Source organism: Streptomyces sp. NPDC001903 (genome assembly GCF_042891345.1).
Taxonomy (GTDB): Bacteria; Actinomycetota; Actinomycetes; order Streptomycetales; family Streptomycetaceae; genus Streptomyces.
The window spans coordinates 58,164-76,193 of record NZ_JBIASZ010000005.1 but is presented as its reverse complement, the minus strand read 5'-3'; the positions used below and the strand labels follow the sequence as shown (position 1 = coordinate 76,193).

Here is an 18,030-nt window from a genome sequence, read left to right as displayed (position 1 = left end):
CCGCCTACTTCAGGTACTTGTCGATCGCGGACGTGGTGAAGTCGGCGTGCAACTGCTGCTCTTCCTTGGCGTGGGAGGAGAGCGAGTAGTTGAGCCCGTTGGAGACGTTCGCACAGGCGGCCACGAGGGTCTTCACCTGGCTCTCCCACATGGTGTTGAGCCTCAGCAGCGCCGCCCCGCTGGCGAAGCTCTCCTTGGTGAGCGCCGCCGCGGCCTCGCCGGTGGCGGAGGCGGCGTGCTTGCCGTCCGTCTGGAGCCGCGAGTGCAGCTTGTACGCCTCGGTGCCGATGGCACCGATGTGGTCCTGGTTGAGCTCCAGGTCACCGCCGCCACCGCCGCCGCCGGGCTCGACCGGTACGTGGTTGAGCCGCATGGAGACGTTGGCAGCGGCCGTGGCGCGCGCCGCCGACCATTCCTCGTCGAACGACATCGCGTGCATTCCTCCTTGTGTCACATCAGCCTCTAACACGCTGATGTGCGCATGTGGTTACGGCCCCGGCCACGAGCAGGCAGGCTCCCATGCCGAGGACGATCCAGGGAAGGAACCTGCCGCCGTTGTTCGCCTTGTTCTGTACGTGCGACGCGGACACCGGAGCCGGTACGGATCCGGGCCGGCCCGGGGCTGGAGATGGTATCCCTTCGGCCGAGCCGAGGTCAGGGAGCGGGTGGACGTCCGCGGGACCGGGGTCACCGGGGGTGGTCAGCGCGCGGACGGGGCTGACGACTCCGTAGCCGAGGTGGTCGTCGTGCTGGATGCCGGGGCCGGGGTCGGGGCCGGGGTCCGGCTTTTCGGCCGTGTTCAGCAGGACGCGGAGTACCTGGTTGCCGGTCCAGCCGGGGTGGGCGGACCAGAGCAGGGCGGCGGAGGCGGAGACGAGGGCGGTGGCCTCGCTGGTGCCGTGGCTGACGCAGAGCCCGGAGTCGGGGCCGGGGGCGGGGGCGGAGTCGAGCTCGGATTCATCGGCGCAGCCGGTGGCGATGTCGACGCCGGGGGCTGACAGGTCCACCTGAGGGCCGTGCTGGGACTCCTGGGTCGCGGCACCGGAGTGGTCGACGGCGGAGACACCGACCACTCCGGGCGAGCCGGAGGGGTACATGACCTCGTTGGGCCCCTCCCCGTCGTTGCCGACGGAGGAGAAGACGAGCTTGCCGTGGTCCAGGGCGTACCGGACGGCGGCGTCGAGTTCCGCGCTCCTGCCCGGGCCGCCGAAGGAGATGTTCAGGACCTTGGCTTCGGAGTCCGCGGCGAAGCGGATCGCTTCGGCGATCGACTGATGGAGGCGGAGGTTCCCACCGCCCTCGGAGACCCGGAGCGGAAGGATCTTGGCCCCGGGTGCCAGCCCGTACGCCCCGTCGCCCGAGGGACGCCTGCCCGTACCGGCGATCAGTGCGGCGATGCCGGTGCCGTGCTTGCCGTAGTCGGTGCGTTCGTCGCCCTCGTAGCCGTGGGAGAAGTCCTTGCCCCGGACCACTTGGCCGTCGAGCTCGGGGATCCTGGCGACGCCGGTGTCGATGACGGCGACGGTGACGCCTTGGCCGGTGCCGAGTTTCCAGACGTCCCGGGCCTTCATGGCATCGAGATGCCATTGCTCCGGCCGAGCCGTGTGGGCGTGGGCGGCCGGGGCCGCGGCGGCCCCGGCCAGCAGGAGGCCGACCAGGGCCGAGGTCGTCCGAGGCGGCCGCACGGACCGCCGTCAGGCGTTCCTGCGCCGCACGACGACCGCCGTCACGGCTCCGCCGATGAGCACGCAGGCGCCGAGCCCGAGCCCGATCCAGAGGACGGGACTTCCGCCGTCCTCCTTGGCCTCGGCCGCGTCCTGGGGCGCACCCGACTCGGGCTTCTTGCCGCCGGCCGACGGGGAGGGCGCGTTCTTCGCGTCCGCCGCCGCGAGGTCGGGAAGCGGATACACGTCGGCGGGTCCGGGGTCACCGGGCGTGGGCACGGCGATCCGCGGCCGCACCGCGCCGTACCCGACGTAGTCGTTCCGCGGACCGTCATCGGGCTTGCCGGCCGTGTTCAGCAGGACCCGGAGCACCTGGTTGTTGGTCCAGTCGGGGTGAGCGGACCAGAGCAGCGCGGCCGAGGCCGAGGCGAGGGCCGATGCGTCACTGGTGCCGTGTGTTTTGCACAGCCCTGTCTTACCCGCGCACCCCGAGACCATGTCGATACCCGGTGCAGAAAGGTCTACCTGGGGGCCGTGCTCCGACTCCTTGGTCGCGACGCCGTCGGCGTCCACCGCGCCGACGCCGACAACTCCGGGCGTTGCAGCTGGATAGTTGACTCTGTTGAGGGTGTCTCCCTCATTCCCGACGGCAGCGAAGATCAGCTTGCCTTTTGAAAGCGCGTACTTCACCGCTTCAGCACGCGCCCGATCGTCTTCTGCTGTCCCCGGTCGCCCCTGGGAGATATTGATTACCTTGGCTTCCGAGTCGGCCGCAAACCGGATCGCGGCGACCCAGGAAGGGGTCGCATCCCCTTCCAGCACGTTGGGCACTCGGATCGGAAGGATCTTGACCCCGGGAGCGAGTCCGTAGGCGCCATCACCACTCGGGTGCTTCCCTGTACCGGCGATCAGCGCAGCCATACTCGTGCCGTGACCGTCGTAGTCATCTCGCCCGTCGCCCTCGGCCTTGGCGGGATCAAAGCTCTTGCCGGGCAGAACTTGCCCTTCGAGTTCCGGAATAGAACCGACACCGGTGTCGATCACCGCCACGGTGATGCCCTTGCCGGTACTGATCTTCCAGATGTCGTCGGCCTTCATGGCGTCGAGATGCCATTGCTGCGACCGAATGGTCGCCGCCTGGGCCGGGGTCGCGGCGACCCCGGCCAGCAGGAGGCCAGCCAGGGCCGCGGTCGCCTTGCGCATGCGCATCCCGTGCAACGTCCGTTCTGCTCAGTCGACCACCGGCGGAACAACGCGATCGTTGCTCTGCCAGGTCTCTTCGTCTTCGGCCAGGTAGTCGGGGCGCTCACCGCCCTGCTGGTCACGCCGGTTGCCCGGAGCGTGGAGGCCCGCACCCGCATGCCCCATAGCGCCGCGGGCTGAACCGGCCCCGGAGCCATTGCGTACGAGCCCCGAGCCGCCCTGCGTGAACGGCTGGCCTCCCGTGGTCGGACGGCCGATCGGGGCGGACTGACGCCCGCCGACGACACCGCCGGGCTCCATGGCGAGCCTACGGCCCATCGCGGAACCACCCGGGCCGCCGCCGTGGGGACCGCCCCCGCCTCCCGGGTGCATTCCGCCGCCCATGCCGCGACCGAGTCCCTGCTGGCCGCCGCCTTCCTGGCCGATCACCGTGCCGCGCGGGATACCCGCACTGGGCCCATTGGTGGTCACCGGGCGACCGCCCATGATCCCCGTGTCGCGCGGCAGAAGGCCGCCGGTGCCACTGACCTTGCCGAGGGGCGGGGTCGCGACCTGGAACTTACCGCCAGGTCCGCCGCCAACCGGGCTCGGCGCACCGATGGGCGGGAGGGCGACGGGGGGTGTGAACACCGGAGGGGTGCCACCAGTGGTCGGACTCGGCCCGGGAACGGTGGGCAGCCCCGTGACCGGCGGAAGGGTCTTGTCGGGAAGCGTCGAAACGTGGTTGAGGTCCACGTTGACGTCCTGGTCCGGGAGCCTGGGTACGGGCGTTGTGGGTCCGGTCGGCGATGGCAGAGTGGTGTCCCGCTGATGACCGGGGACGTCTCCGGTCGGGTTCGAAGGGGACGGACTGCTCGGCGAGTAGGACGACCCGTGCGACGAACCAGTCGCTCCGCCTGCCCCTCCACCCCGTTCCATGTCCACCCCATCGTTGTAATTCGATGGCGTGAACTCACCCGGCGGCGGCGGGAACGTCGGGATTTCCGCCTTGCCCATCTGCGTCGTCGACTGGTCGTACGAGCCGGCCAGCTTCGTCAGGGCGTCGACCGCCTTCTGGTGGTCGCCGTTCAGCTTCGCGTGGGCCTCCTGGCCCATCTTCTGGGCGTCCGGGTCGTTGTGGAAGTCATGGGCCGCCTTGAGGTTGGCCGCGGCGTCCGCGTCGTACGCCGGCATGTTCTTCTTGACCTCGACCATGGTCTGCGCGGCCTCGGTCATCCACTTGCCGCCGGCCTCGCTGTAGTCGCCCAGCCGCAGCGTCGCGCTGCCCGTCTGGCCGACCCAGTTCTCGAACGCCGTGGCGGCCTCGCCCTCCCAGCCCTTCACACGGTGCTTCTTGAGGCTCTCGCCGATCTCCTTGATCGTCTTGGCCGCCTCCGTCAGCTGCGTGCCGCGAGTCTTGACCGTCTCCGCGTCAAGAGAAGCGATCATGGCGAGCAGCTGCTGGTGCGTGTAGCCCTCGAAGTTCGTCGCCATTAGAGCTTGGTCCTCCCGTCCTTGCGCTCGCCCGTCGGAGCCGGCTGCGCCGCCTTCTCCTTTTCCTTCTCCTTGACCAGCGGGTCGCGGTCAGGAACGTAGTCCTTCTTCGCCTGCGCGACGATGGCGCGCATCCGCGCCTCCGTCTCCGCGTCGACCCCGCCGTAGCCCTTGCCCGCCGTCAGGATCGCGATGCCCAGGGCCTCGATCTGCCCCGCCAGGCCCTTCGACAGGTTCTGCAGCTGCGTGTGCACCGTCGAGTACGTCTTGTGGAGGGCTTCCGCCTCTCCGAAGCCGTGGCCCAACGCCCCATCGGGCAGGGTGCCGTGGGCCAGCTTCTTGTCGTCCGCCTGGGAGCCGTCGAGCTTGTCCAGGAGGTCGTCGACCCGGTTCTTGAAGTCCTTCATCGACTCGAACTCGACCTCAAGCGCCCTCGCCTGCGTCATGATCGCGTCCGCCAGACCCGAACCGAGGCCGCCCAGCCCCACCAGCGCGTCCGGTGCCTTCTCCTCTGCCACGATGGCCTCCCCGACTCCCCGTAATCCCCGGGGTCGCGGCGTTTCCGCCGCGGCCCCTCCCCGTTCGCACCGCTTTACGTCTTGCCGATCACTCTAGCGACCGGTGCCGACAGTCCCAACCTCAGGGTTGCACGTGCAATGCGGGTCACACGGTCATGAGTTGGGCGCCGCCACCGCCGCCGATGGCCGGATCGGGAGCCTGTTCACCGGGCGGCCCGTTGCCGCGCGCACCGCCGAGGCTACCGCCGCCGGGGCCGTCACCACAGGGATCGCGCTCGCCGCCTTCGCCCCGAACGGGGCCACCACGTCCCGCTCTTCGACCAGCTTCACGATCCGGACCACCGGCGCGTCCAGCGACGTCGGCAGCGCGTAGCCCGTCAGGTCGGGGTGGCGGACCAGACCCGACACCGAGCGGAGGTTCTCGCTCAGCGCCGCGCCCACGCCCTGCGTGACGCCCGCTTCGATACGGGCCTCCAGCTGGCGGGGGTTGAGGACGCGGCCCACGTCCTGGGCCACCGCCAGTTCGACCACCCGCACCGAGCCCAGTTCGATGTCCACGTCCACCACCGCGCGGATCGCGCAGAACGCGAGGCCCACGAAGGCGTCGCCCTGGCCGTCGCCGTCCAGGGGCTCCGTCGGGTGGGGGCGGCACTGGGCCGTCGCCCAGAGTTCCTTGCCCGCCATCGCCTCCGCGACCGTCGTCGAGAACGCGCCGTCATAGGACGTGATCCGGCCGTCCTGGACCTGCAGGAGTTCCGTCGACATGCCCAGCTTGTGGGCCATCGGCTGGAGGAGCTGGGTGCGGACCATCTTCGCCGCGCGCTCGACGGCGCCGCCCGACACCCACGTGTGGCGGCCGTGCGCCGCCGGGCCCGCCGGCGGCTGGTCGGTGTCGACCGGGGCCGTCACCACCTCGTCCACGCCCAGCGTCTCCTGGACGATCTGGCGGGCCAGCGTGGCGAAGCCCTGGCCGGTGTCCACGGCCGCGCAGATCACCGTCGCCACCCCGTCGACGACCTTGACCGTCGCCGTGGAGACCTCGTCCGTGCCCTCCGCGCCGAGCATGTGGACCATGCCCACGCCGTACCCGACCCCGCGCCGCACCGCGCCCGGCTCGCCCGCGCCCTCCGGGCCGCCGGGCAGCAGCCACTCCTCCTCCGGGGTGTCCTTGGGGAGGGAGGGCAGCTCGAAGTCCCGCACCGCGCGCAGCAGTTCCGCCACCGGCGCCGGACAGGTCACCGTCTGGCCCGTCGGGAGCAGGTCCCCCGTCGCCAGTACGTTGCGCAGGCGCAGCTCGGCGCCGTCGATGCCGAGCGCGGCCGCGAGCTTGTCCATCTGGCCCTCGTACGCGGCGCAGACCTGCATCGCGCCCTCGCCCCGCACGTGGCCCGACGGCGGGTTGTTCGTACGGACGGCCCAGCCCTCGACGAAGGCGTGCGGGACCACGTACGGGCCGCACGCGAACGCCACCGCCGCCGCCAGCGACTCGGAGGACGAGTCGGCGTACGCGCCCGCGTCCATCAGGATCTGGGCCTCGACCTTGACCAGCCGGCCCTCCGCGTCCGCGTGGTGGCGGTAGCGCAGCAGCGTCGGGTGGCGGTGGGTGTGGCCGAGGAAGGATTCCTCGCGGGTGGCGGCGAGCTTGACCGGGTAGCCGGTCCGCAGCGCGAGCAGCCCCAGCGGCAGCTGGAACGCCGCGTCCTCGCGGTCGGCCGTGGCGCCCGGGACGCCCGTGACCACGACGCGCACCCGGTCGGGTTCGAGGCCGAAGCAGGCCGCCGCCAGGTCGCGGTCCAGGTGCGGGTCGGTGGAGGCGGTGTAGATCTCCACGCCGCCGTCGGGCCGCGGCACGGCCAGCCCGGCCTCCGCGCCGATGGGCGCGGGGTCCTGGCGGCCGATCCGGTACAGGCCCTCGACGACGACCTCGCCGGTGGCCTCCGGGTCGCCGTAGCGGAGCGGGATGTGCCGGATCAGGTTGCCGTCGGGGTGCAGGGCGGGGGCGCCGAAGGACTGCTCCGGGTCCGTCACCGCGTCGAGCAGCTCGTACTCGACCGCGATCGCGGCCGCGGCGAGGCGCGCGGTGTCCGGGTGGTCGGCGGCGACGGCGGCGATGGGCTCGCCGTGGTGGCGCACGACGTCGTGCGCGAAGACGGGCCGGTCGGCGATGCGGCGGCCGTGCGTGGTGGCGCCGGGGACGTCGGCGTGGGTGACCACGGCGCGCACGCCGGGCATGGCGGCGGCCGCGGAGGTGTCGACGGACAGGATGCGGGCGTGGGCGTGCGGGGAGCGCAGGACGGCGGCCCACAGGAGGCCCTCGGCCCACAGGTCGGCGGCGTACGGGAAGGTGCCCTCGCTCTTGGCGCGCGTGTCGGCGGCGGGCACGGAGGCCCCGATGCCGCGCGGCACCTCCTGCTCGCCCGCCTCGGGCGCCGCGGCGGCCGAGGCGCCCGCGGAGACCGATACCGTCGTCGTGGCCGTGGCCGCGTCGTGCCCGCTCACGCCATGCCTCCGTTGTGGTGGATCCCGCCCTCGCCGGGCGGCGCCTGGTGCGGAATACGAGCCTCCGCACCCGAGCCGCTCCCGGCACCGTGTCCGGCCCCGCCCCCGGACGCGGGCGCGTCGGCCGCGGCCGACGCCTCACGCTCGGCGACGACCTCGCGGACGGCCTCGATGACGCCCTTGTACCCGGAGCAGCGGCACAGGTTCCCGCACAGGGCCTGCCGCGTCTCCAGCTCGCTGGGGGCGTGGTTGCCCTCCAGCAGGTCATGGATGGTCATGGCCATGCCGGGCACGCAGAACCCGCACTGCACCGCACCCGACCTGCACAACGCCTGCTGCACGTCCGAGAGTTCCCCGCCCCCGGCGAGCCCCTCCACGGTCCGCACCTCACTGCTCGCCGCCGTCGCGGCCGGGACCAGGCAGGAGGCGACGAGCCGGCCGTCGACCTGCACCGCGCACGCCCCGCACTCGCCCTGCGAGCAGCCGTCCTTGGCGCCGGCGAGGCCGAGGCGCTCGCGCAGCACGTAGAGCAGGGACTCGCCGATCCACGCACCGGTGACGGGCCGGTCGGCGCCGTTGACGCGCAGGACGTAGGAAGCCAGCGGGTGCTCGTGATGGGCGACGGCCTCGGCGGTCGCGTTTTCCTCGTACGCCTCCACCGCGCCCGGGAGCCCTTCGGGGCCCCCCGCGTCCGGCGTCGCCACGGCGATGTCGGCATCGTCCGCACCCGGCGCTCCCGGAGCCCCGGCTCCGCCCGGACCGGGGCCGGCCCCGAATCCCCGCCCGTCCGTGCCGCCGGGCTCCGCGGCGGGCTCCGCCGTGAACCCGTGCTCACCGCCCGGCCCGGGCTCCGCCCCGGCGGGGCCGTGGCCGGACACCGTGAACCCGTGCCCGTCGGTGTCCCCGGACTGCGCGAAGCCACCGTCACCGCCCCCGGCGACGCCGCCGACCCCGTGCCCGCCCGACAGCACGTACTCGGCGGCCGCGACGCTCGCCGCCTCGCGCTGCGGGGCCCGCTCGGCGTCCGCGCCGGCAGGAGCAGCCGCTGCGGCGGCCTCCGCACCCGGATGCGGCCGCTCCGCCGTGACCGGCGTCGGCGCCGGACCGTGGTCGGCCTCGATGTCGTGCGGGGCCGGGTGCGCCGGCTCCGGCTCCGCCGCCTCGGGGAGCGTGCCCACGCCGGGCCCGCCCAGGACGCGGGGACCGCGCCCGGAGCCGCCGACGCCGGGGCCGCCGAGCCGCCGCAGGCCCGCGCCCGAGGTGCCGGTGTCGCCCGCGTCGGGCCGCGCCTCGGGCAGCACGCCCGAGCTCATCGACGCGTCCGGATCCGGTACCTGGCCCGGAAGCGCGGCCGCCGCGGCCGCGAAGTCGGGGTGGGTCGCCCAGGGGGCCGCTGCGCCGCCCGGCAGCGTCGCCGGAGCCTGGCTCCAGTCGGCCGCCGGAGCGCTGTGGCGGAACTCGCCGGTCTGCTCGGGAAGTTCCGGGAGGGTCCACTGGCCGGTGGTCACGGGCTCGGAGTCCTGGACCGCCTCCGGGAACCGCCACTCGGCGGTGGCCCCGGGATCGTGCGCCCCCTCGGCCGAAGCCGAAGCCTGGCCCGAAGCAGAAGCCGAAGCCGAAGCATGATCCGGACCCTGGCCCGGAGCCTGCCCCGCGTCCCGCCCCGGCTCGGCACCCGAAATCCTGACGGGCTCGCGGCCCGCGGCCTCGAACGCCGCCGCCACGGACGCCGGAAGCGGGATCGAGGCCGGGATCGGCCCCCCGACCGGCGCGGGCGTGGACGTGGGCGCGGAAGCACTCCCGGCGCTCTGGCCCGCCGTCCCCGCCGTCCCCGCCTCCGGCCACTGCACCGGAATCGTCCACGTCCCCGTGGCCGCCGGATCCGCGCTCGCGGAGCCCAGCGGCACGATCATCGGCGGCGGCACGTAGCCGTGCCCGGGCGCCGCGAGCGGCTCACCGGTGCCGAGCGCGTCCAACATGTCCTGCGGCAGCTTCACGAAGGCCGTCGCGTCGGAGTCGTACTCGCCGCCCTGCGGGACCGGCTCCCAGCCCCAGCTCGTGCCGGTGTGGCCCGCGGGACCCGCGTCCCCCGTCGTTCCGCTCACGTTCTCGTTCCCACTCATGAGCTCAGCGCCCTCCCCAGGGCCCTCCGTGCCAGCACGGCGACCGTCCGCCGCAGATGCAGTACCCCGGGTGCCACCGGCTCCCCCTGGTCGGGGACGCAGGCGGCCGCGACGTACTCGCCGAAGGCCTCCAGCGCCTCGGGGGCCAGGGTCCGCTCCCCGTCCCAGTCGATCAGCGAGGCCACCCACTGCTCGGCCTCCAGCGGCCGCAGCGGCATGGGCGCGACCGCGCCGATCGCGCAGCGCACACCGCGGCGCGCGGGGTCCAGTACGAGCCCCACGGACGCCACCGCGCGCCCGGGTCCCGTACGCCCCGTGGCCTTCAGGAAGACCTGCGGCGCGTGCAGCAGCGGCACCCGTACGAAGCCGATCAGTTCACCGGGCCGCAGCATCTCGCGGCCGGCCAGCAGGTGCGAGACCGGGATCTCCCGGCGGGAGCCGCCCGGGCCGTGGATGACGAGGACCGCCTCCAGCGCGGCCAGCACGGGCAGCGCGTCGCCCGTCGGCGCGGCGGTGGCGATGTTGCCGCCGAGGGTGCCGGCGTTGCGGATCTGCGGGGGTCCGGCCGCCCGCGCGGCCGCCGCCAGCGCGGGGATCAGAGCGGCGAAATCCGGCCGTCCCATCCGCGCGTGGGTGAGCCCGGCGCCGAGCAGCGCGTGCCCGTCCTGGTACTGCCAGCCGCGGATCTCGTTGATCCGGCCCAGCCCGACGAGCGCGGCGGGCCGCAGCAGCCCGGCGTTGACGGAGGCCATGAGGTCGGTGCCGCCGGCGACGGGCACGGCGGCGGGCATGGCGGCGAGTGCCGCCACGGCCTCGTCGAGCGAGGCCGGCAGCGTCACGGACTGCGCCGCCTGCGGCCCCTGAGATGAATGCAGTGCATGCGGTGCGTGCGTGGTCAACCCAGCTGCCCCTTCCCGATGTCCCGGTCCCGGCGCTCACGCCTGTCCGCCGTACGGTACGTGCTCACCGCCGGGACGTGGCAACTCTGGCACATCTTCCCCACCGCCCGGCGCGAGGGTCCGGCGGGCGCCCCTTGACGCTTCCGGACGCCCGCTTTCCCCCGTATTCACCGAATCAACCGAATCGGTTCCGATCCACCGAATACCCCGAAATCGAGCAAGAGTTCCCGACCGCCCCCAAGAACGAAGGACGTCCCGGAACCCTCGGGAGTTCCGTGGAAGTCCGAAGCGTTCCGATCGGTACCGAACCGTCCGCAGGGCCGCCGGACCCGCCCGGGCATCGCGGAGGGCACCCGGAGGGCAGGGGAGGGCAGGGAGAGGACAGGGGGCGGGCAGGGGGCGGGCAGGGGGAGGGCAGGCAAGGCCGCGGGCGGGGGCAGGACGGCGCGGAAGGGTGTGCGGAAAGGTTCCGGCCATCCGCGGCCCCACCCCGGCGCCCCCGGCCGCCCCAGGCCGCCCCGCCGCCGCCCCCGACCACCCCTCGCGCCCCTCCCACGTCACACGTTCGGGGGCTCCCCCTCGATCGGACGCCCGAGCACCCCCGGCCGCCGCTGCCACGGCAACGGCCCGCCCGGCGGCCGGTAGTCCACGCCGAGCGCGTCAAGCCGCCGGTAGTGCGCGCCCATCCGGGCCTCGAAGCCGGCGTAGTCCCGCTCGCCCGGCTCCGGCAGCCGTGACCACACCACCTCCGCGAAGGCCGCCAGCCTCGGGAACACCTGGTAGTCGACCCGGCCCTGGTTCTCCATCACCTCGGTCCACACGTTGGCCTGCGCGCCCAGTACGCGGGACGCGGCCCGCTCCGACAGCTTCGGCGGCACCGGCTCGAAGCGGTACACGTCCTCCAGCGAGCGCACGTACCCGATCGGCATCGGCTCGTCCGGGCCGCCCGCCTGACGGTGGTCCAGGTACACCTGCTGCTCCGGGCACATCACCACGTCGTGCCCGGCCTCCGCCGCGGCGATGCCGCCCGCGTACCCGCGCCACGAGGAGACCGCCGCCCCCGGCGCGAGGCCGCCCTCCAGGATCTCGTCCCACCCGATCAGCCGCCGCCCGCGCTCCGCGAGCCAGCCGTCGAAGTGCCGGATGAACCAGGACTGCAGCCCGTCCTCCCCGTCCACCCCCAACTCGCGGATCCGCTCCTGCGCGAGGGCCGACGCGCGCCACTGGGTCTTGGGGCACTCGTCGCCGCCCACGTGCACGAACGGGGAGACCTCCGCCGGGAAGAGTTCCAGCAGCTCCTCGAAGACCCCCTCGTAGAAGCGCAGTACGGCCTCGGTCGGCGCGAGCACGTTCTCGTTGATCCCCCAGTCGTCCCACACCTCCAGCGCGCCGGTGTCCACGACGTCGGTGTTGCCGAGCTCCGGGTACGCGGCGATCGCGGCCTGCGAATGCCCCGGTACGTCGATCTCCGGGACCACCCGCACGTGCCGCTCGGCGGCGTACGCGACGATCTCGCGGATGTCGTCCTGCGTGTAGAAGCCGCCGTGCGGGGTCTCGTTCCACAGCGGCGAGGCCCGGTGCCCCCAACGGCTGCGCGGCCGCCACGCGCCGACCTCGGTGAGCCGCGGGTACCGCTTGATCTCGACCCGCCAGCCCTGGTCGTCCGTCAGGTGCAGGTGCAGCACGTTGAGCTTGTGCGCGGCGAGCAGGTCGACGTAGCGCAGCACCCCGTCCTTCGGCATGAAGTGCCGGGCCACGTCGAGCATCATCCCGCGCCACCCGAACCGGGGCCCGTCCTGGACCCCTCCCACGGGCAGCCGCCACTCGCGGCCCGCGGCCGCGGGCGCGCGCCGGTAGGCCTCGGGCCCCAGCAGCTGGCGCAGCGTCTGCGCGGCGTAGAAGAGGCCCGCCGGGTCGGCGCCTTCGAGCAGCACCCCGCGCCGGTCGACGTGCAGCTCGTACGACTCCGCGCCGACGCTCCGCGCGAGCTCCGGGCGGAGCACCAGCCGGATCACCGAGCGCCCCTCTGACGCCTCCCCCGGAGCCGGCGCGGGCAGCTCCCAGCCGGTGGCCGCGCCGAGCTCCCGGCGCAGCCAGCGGGCGGCGTTGCCGGTGCCGGGGCCGGCGTCGAGCAGCGGATCGTCCAGTACGCACACGCCATCGGCACCATCGGCGCCGTCGACGCCGTCGGCACCGGCACCGCCGTCCCCGCCGGCATCGCGGGCGAATCGCGCGTACCGCGGCTCCGGAATCAACTCGGGCATGGCCTCGACCCCTCCACCGTCCAGCCGTTGCGCGATGCGCAACGCGCGTTTCACAGGGCGCCCTGCGCCCGTGCGGCCGACCCTAGCCCTCCCCCCGGACGCGGCAAAGGCCCCCGGACGCGCATCGGCGCATCCGGGGGCCTTCGAGGGTTTTCGAGGACCTTGGGCCTACGGGAAAGGGGCCGGACGGACCCGACGGACCGGGCCTACTTGTCCTTGCCGCCCTTGTCCTTGTCCCCGCCGGGACCCATGGACTCGTAGATCTCCTTGCACATGGGGCAGACCGGGTACTTCTTCGGGTCGCGGCCCGGTACCCACACCTTGCCGCACAGCGCGACGACGGGGGTCCCGCCGAGCGCGCTCTCCATGATCTTGTCCTTCTGGACGTAGTGGGCGAAGCGCTCGTGGTCGCCGTCGCCGTGGGACACCTGCGGCGTCGGCTCTACGAGGGTCCCCGTACCAGTCCCGCGCTCGGGCTCAAGAGTGCTCATAAAAGCCAGGGTACCGACCCGTGCGCGGGTCAGTTGAGCGACGGGTCGTCGGGATACGTGGCGACCATCGCGAGCTCGCTGCGCTGGCGGCGCAGCACCGCCCGCCACAGCCTTTCCGGATCCGGGTACGACACGTCCCCCGGCTCGGACTCCACGACGTACCAGGCCCCGTCGCCGAGCTCGACCTCCAGCTGGCCCGGGCCCCAGCCCGAGTACCCGGCGAAGATCCGCAGCGAGCCGAGGGCCGCGGCCAGCAGTTCCGGCGGGGCCTCCAGGTCGACCAGGCCGATCGCCCCGTACACGCGGCGCCACCCGAGCGGCCCCTCCTCCCCGGGGATGACCGCCACGCCGAGGGCCGAGTCCAGGCCCACGGGCCCGCCCTGGAAGACGACCCCCGGATCGCCGGCCAGGGTCGCCCAGGGCAGCAGGATGTCGCCGACCCCCACGGGGGTGGGCCGGTTGAGGACCACGCCGAGCGACCCCTGCTCGTCGTGATCGAGCAGGAGCACCACCGCGCGGTCGAAGTTCGGGTCCGCGAGGGCGGGGGTGGCCACGAGCAGCCGCCCTGTGAGGGAGGACACCTCGGTCATGCCGACATGATCCCGCACATCGGCCGATCCGGGGAGCGGGCGGGGAGATCGGATCGCCCGCAGCTCAGGGCGCACGGCAGCAGCGGGCGGCGCGTGCCGCCGAAGCGGTGCGGAACGCAACACTCCGCCATGCGGTGGATACGGAGGGTGTTGTGCCGAATTCATGACAGTCCTACGGCCACGTCGGCCTTACGAACAAGGGGGTGGTGGCCCTTACCCTTTTCCCTGGCCCCCTGCCCACCCCTCTCCGGAACGCGAGATTCATGACCGGCATCAGTGACGATGTACTGCTTGTCCACGGCGGCACCCCGCTCGAGGGCGAGATCCGTGTCCGCGGTGCGAAGAACCTCGTGCCCAAGGCCATGGTCGCCGCTCTGCTCGGCAGCGGACCCAGCCGGCTGCGCAACGTCCCCGACATCCGTGACGTGCGCGTCGTACGCGGGCTGCTCCAGCTCCACGGGGTGACGGTCCGCCCCGGCGAGGAGCCGGGTGAGCTCGTGCTCGACCCGACGCACGTCGAGAGCGCGAACGTCGCGGACATCGACGCCCACGCGGGTTCGTCGCGCATCCCGATCCTGTTCTGCGGCCCGCTGCTGCACCGCCTCGGCCACGCCTTCATCCCGGGCCTGGGCGGCTGCGACATCGGCGGCCGGCCGATCGACTTCCACTTCGACGTGCTCCGCCAGTTCGGCGCGACCATCGAGAAGCGCGAGGGCGGCCAGTACCTGGAGGCCCCGCAGCGCCTCCGCGGCTGCAAGATCCGCCTGCCCTACCCCTCGGTCGGCTCGACCGAGCAGGTGCTGCTGACGGCCGTCCTGGCCGAGGGCGTCACCGAGCTCAGCAACGCCGCGGTGGAGCCGGAGATCGAGGACCTCATCTGCGTACTGCAGAAGATGGGCGCCATCATCTCCATGGACACCGACCGGACCATCCGGATCACCGGTGTCGACCGCCTCGGCGGCTACAACCACAAGGCGCTCCCGGACCGTCTGGAGGCCGCCTCCTGGGCTTCGGCCGCGCTGGCGACCGGCGGCAACATCTACGTCCGCGGGGCGCAGCAGCGCTCGATGATGACGTTCCTGAACACGTTCCGCCGCGTCGGGGGCGCGTTCGAGATCGACGACGAGGGCATCCGCTTCTGGCACCCGGGCGGCCCGCTCAACGCGATCGCGCTCGAGACGGACGTGCACCCCGGCTTCCAGACCGACTGGCAGCAGCCGCTGGTGGTCGCCCTGACCCAGGCCGCGGGCCTCTCGATCGTCCACGAGACGGTCTACGAGTCCCGTCTGGGATTCACCTCGGCACTCAACCAGATGGGTGCACACATCCAGCTGTACCGGGAGTGCCTGGGCGGCAGCGCCTGCCGGTTCGGGCAGCGCAACTTCCTGCACTCGGCGGTCGTCTCCGGCCCGACGAAGCTGCAGGGCGCCGACCTGGTCATCCCCGACCTGCGCGGCGGGTTCTCGTACCTGATCGCGGCGCTGGCGGCCGAGGGCACCTCGCGGGTCCACGGCATCGACCTCATCAACCGCGGCTACGAGAACTTCATGGAGAAGCTCGTGGAGCTGGGAGCCAAGGTCGAACTCCCCGGCGGAGACCTCGTCTGAGCCGTACGGCGGACCGAGAGCCCCCCGCGCCCCCACCAGGGGCCGGGGGGCTCTCGCATGCGCTCACCGGCCCGTACGCGGCCGTTCACCGGCCCGTACGACCGCCACCGGCCCGTACGCGGCCCGGGCGGCCCGTACGGCGCCACGGGGCCGGCAGGCCCCGGACAGGCCGAAGGGCGGCCTCCCCGCCCGGGGATGGCCGCCCTTCGCCAGTACTGCGTACTGCTCTGCCGCTCCGAAGGCCCGTACGGGCCCCGGTACGGGCAGGACTTACTTGCCCTTGGCGGCTTCCTTGAGCTTGGAGCCCGCGGAGACCTTCACGCTGAAGCCGGCCGGGATCTGGATGGGGTCGCCGGTCTGCGGGTTGCGCGCGGTGCGAGCGGCACGGTGGGTGCGCTCGAAGGTCAGGAAGCCGGGGATGGTGACCTTCTCGTCGCCCTTGGCGACAATCTCGCCGACGGTCTCGGCGAGCGCGGCCAGAACGGCGTCGGCGTCCTTGCGGGTCACCTCGGCGCGCTCGGACAGAGCGGCCACCAGCTCACTGCGGTTCATGTTGTACTCCCGTGTTCAACTTGCCTTAGAGGCGTGAGATCGAAGCCGATGCTGCCAGGGCCCTCGGACAGTCCCCGGACCCGGGTCTGAACGTCAGACCCTCTCGCCCGGTTACGCATCCTGCCCCCACCAGCGGCGGGAAAGCCAATCCGGCACCCGCCAGGGTCACACGAAAAGCGCCACAGTCACGCCGCGGTGACGCTCCGTCCGCACTCGGTGGATGCGGACCGCGGACCTCGCGGGCATCCCCGCAACCCTAGAGGCGGCCCGCCGGGCCCGCATCTCGCGACGCGCCGGGAGAGGCGAGCCGTGAGGGCCGTCACAGCGGCGGCCGGGCCCGGCGCGACTTCGTCCGACTCCGCGTCAGATCCCCGAGGCGGCCTTGCGGACGGCACCGGCGACCGCGCCGGCCACCTTGTCGTTGAACACCGACGGGATGATGTAGTTGGCGTTGAGCTCGTCCTCGCCGACGACGTCCGCGAGCGCGGTCGCGGCGGCCAGCATCATGTCCGTGTTCACCGTGCGGGACTGGGCGTCCAGCAGACCGCGGAAGACACCCGGGAAGACCAGCACGTTGTTGATCTGGTTCGGGAAGTCGGAGCGGCCGGTGGCCACGACGGCGGCGGTCTGGCGGGCGACGGCCGGGTCCACCTCGGGGTCCGGGTTCGCGAGCGCGAACACGATCGCACCCTCGGCCATGGCGGCGACGTCCTCGCCGGACAGCACGTTGGGGGCGGAGACGCCGATGAACACGTCGGCGCCGACCACGGCCTCCTTCAGAGTGCCGGTGTAGCCCTCGGGGTTGGTGTTGTCGGCGATCCAGCGCAGCGGGGAGTCGACGGCCGCGTCGACCAGGTCGGGGCGGCCCGCGTGCACGACACCGTGGATGTCGGCGCTGACCACGTTCTTCACGCCAGCCGCGAGGAGCAGCTTGAGGATGGCCGTACCGGCCGCGCCGGCACCCGACATGACGACCTTGACGTCGCCAACTGCCTTGCCCACCACGCGAAGTGCGTTGGTGAGGGCGGCGAGGACGACGATGGCCGTGCCGTGCTGGTCGTCGTGGAAGACGGGGATGTCGAGGGCCTCGCGCAGCCGGGCCTCGATCTCGAAGCAGCGGGGCGCGGAGATGTCCTCGAGGTTGATGCCGGCGAAGCCGGGGGCGATCGCCTTGACGATGGCGACGATCTCGTCGGAGTCCTGGGTGTCGAGGCAGATCGGCCAGGCGTCGATGCCCGCGAAGCGCTTGAAGAGGGCCGCCTTGCCCTCCATGACGGGCAGCGCGGCCATCGGGCCGATGTTGCCGAGGCCCAGTACGGCGGAGCCGTCCGTCACGACTGCGACGGAGTTGCGCTTGATGGTGAGGCGGCGCGCGTCCTCGGGGTTCTCGGCGATGGCCATGCACACGCGGGCGACGCCCGGGGTGTAGATCATCGAGAGGTCGTCGCGGTTGCGGATGGGGTGCTTGGACGCCATCTCGATCTTGCCGCCGAGGTGCATCAGGAAGGTTCGGTCGGAGACCTTGCCGAGGCTGACGCCCTCGATGCCGCGCAGCTTGCCGACGATCTCGTCGGCGTGCGCGGTGGAGGTCGCGGCGATGGTGACGTCGATACGGAGCTTCTCGTGACCGGAGGCGGTCACGTCGAGGCCGGTGACCGACCCACCGGAAGACTCCACGGCGGTGGTCAGCTGGGAGACCGCGGTTCCGCTCGCGGGCACTTCCAGGCGGACCGTCATCGAGTACGAGACGCTGGGCGCCGTTGCCATGGCCGTGTTCCTCTTCTGTCCCTGGTTTTTTGTACACACACAGGGCCCGCTGCGCCGACCAAGAACATGGCAGGTGCGGCAGGACCTGTTGTCCGATCGTCCCACCTACCAGCCAGTACAAGGTAACCAGCTACAAATTTCGGAAAGACACTTCCACCATACGAGATAGATCAGGCGTGCGGAAGCGTAGGGGCGTACGAAAAAGGTCCGCGCCCCTCGGAATCCGAGGAGCGCGGACCTGTATGAACGTCTATGACACCGACCCGCCATGCTCGCCTCGCGGCAAGTGGTCGCTCTAAGCGACGAAGGTTGGGCCCGGGGGCTTGGATCGAGTCGGTGCCGTACCCAGGCTAACAAAGGATCGCCGGAAGCGATCCCCC

14 protein-coding genes are annotated in these 18,030 nt (G+C 72.6%); 1 reads left to right on the top strand and 13 read right to left on the bottom strand.

Translation table 11 applies throughout. The features are described 5' to 3' along the window. Positions 1-4: 4 nt before the first annotated feature. From ACFYZS_RS12820 to ACFYZS_RS12770, 11 genes are all read right to left on the bottom strand, one after another. On the bottom strand, positions 5-430 hold the full coding sequence (locus ACFYZS_RS12820; protein ID WP_389010427.1) for a hypothetical protein: 426 nt from the start codon (positions 428-430) through the stop codon (positions 5-7). Between the two features lie 25 nt (positions 431-455). Beyond that, entirely contained in the window at positions 456-1,685 is a 1,230-nt protein-coding gene (mycP, locus tag ACFYZS_RS12815; RefSeq protein WP_389010424.1) for a type VII secretion-associated serine protease mycosin, read from the bottom strand. A gap of 9 nt (positions 1,686-1,694) precedes the next feature. Then, complete coding sequence (mycP, locus tag ACFYZS_RS12810) at positions 1,695-2,873, bottom strand: type VII secretion-associated serine protease mycosin (protein WP_389010421.1); 1,179 nt, start codon at positions 2,871-2,873, stop codon at positions 1,695-1,697. Between the two features lie 21 nt (positions 2,874-2,894). Beyond that, entirely contained in the window at positions 2,895-4,340 is a 1,446-nt protein-coding gene (locus ACFYZS_RS12805) for a WXG100 family type VII secretion target (RefSeq protein ID WP_389010418.1), read from the bottom strand. Then, complete coding sequence (locus tag ACFYZS_RS12800) at positions 4,340-4,858, bottom strand: DUF2563 family protein (RefSeq protein WP_389010415.1); 519 nt, start codon at positions 4,856-4,858, stop codon at positions 4,340-4,342. Before ACFYZS_RS12800 ends, ACFYZS_RS12805 begins: the two co-directional genes overlap by 1 nt. A gap of 153 nt (positions 4,859-5,011) precedes the next feature. Continuing rightward, a complete protein-coding gene (locus ACFYZS_RS12795) occupies positions 5,012-7,357 on the bottom strand; it encodes a xanthine dehydrogenase family protein molybdopterin-binding subunit (RefSeq protein ID WP_389010412.1) in 2,346 nt (781 codons plus the stop codon). Next, positions 7,354-9,462 carry a 2Fe-2S iron-sulfur cluster-binding protein gene (locus ACFYZS_RS12790; protein ID WP_389010409.1) on the bottom strand — a complete coding sequence of 703 codons (2,109 nt, stop codon included), beginning with the start codon at positions 9,460-9,462 and terminating at the stop codon, positions 7,354-7,356. Before ACFYZS_RS12790 ends, ACFYZS_RS12795 begins: the two co-directional genes overlap by 4 nt. 14 nt (positions 9,463-9,476) lie before the next feature. Beyond that, positions 9,477-10,379 carry an FAD binding domain-containing protein gene (locus tag ACFYZS_RS12785; protein ID WP_389010406.1) on the bottom strand — a complete coding sequence of 301 codons (903 nt, stop codon included), beginning with the start codon at positions 10,377-10,379 and terminating at the stop codon, positions 9,477-9,479. 557 nt (positions 10,380-10,936) lie between these two features. Continuing rightward, positions 10,937-12,643, bottom strand: a complete 1,707-nt coding sequence (locus tag ACFYZS_RS12780) for a beta-N-acetylhexosaminidase (RefSeq protein WP_389010403.1) — start codon at positions 12,641-12,643, stop codon at positions 10,937-10,939. Positions 12,644-12,849: 206 nt separating this feature from the next. Then, positions 12,850-13,134 carry a DUF3039 domain-containing protein gene (locus tag ACFYZS_RS12775; protein ID WP_030161320.1) on the bottom strand — a complete coding sequence of 95 codons (285 nt, stop codon included), beginning with the start codon at positions 13,132-13,134 and terminating at the stop codon, positions 12,850-12,852. Between the two features lie 29 nt (positions 13,135-13,163). Then, positions 13,164-13,724: a YqgE/AlgH family protein gene (locus ACFYZS_RS12770; protein ID WP_134075669.1), complete on the bottom strand. Its 561-nt coding sequence runs from the start codon at positions 13,722-13,724 to the stop codon at positions 13,164-13,166. Positions 13,725-13,987: 263 nt separating this feature from the next. On the opposite strand from ACFYZS_RS12770, the gene murA reads away from it, so the two are divergent. Further along, positions 13,988-15,331, top strand: a complete 1,344-nt coding sequence (murA, locus tag ACFYZS_RS12765; RefSeq protein ID WP_385475018.1) for a UDP-N-acetylglucosamine 1-carboxyvinyltransferase — start codon at positions 13,988-13,990, stop codon at positions 15,329-15,331. 270 nt (positions 15,332-15,601) lie between these two features. Here the strand turns inward: murA and ACFYZS_RS12760 are convergent, their stop codons facing one another. Together ACFYZS_RS12760 and ACFYZS_RS12755 are read right to left on the bottom strand one after the other, a co-directional pair. Next, entirely contained in the window at positions 15,602-15,883 is a 282-nt protein-coding gene (locus ACFYZS_RS12760; protein ID WP_030161324.1) for an HU family DNA-binding protein, read from the bottom strand. A 363-nt stretch (positions 15,884-16,246) separates the two neighbouring features. Further along, entirely contained in the window at positions 16,247-17,650 is a 1,404-nt protein-coding gene (locus ACFYZS_RS12755) for an NAD-dependent malic enzyme (RefSeq protein ID WP_389010398.1), read from the bottom strand. Positions 17,651-18,030: the final 380 nt, after the last annotated feature.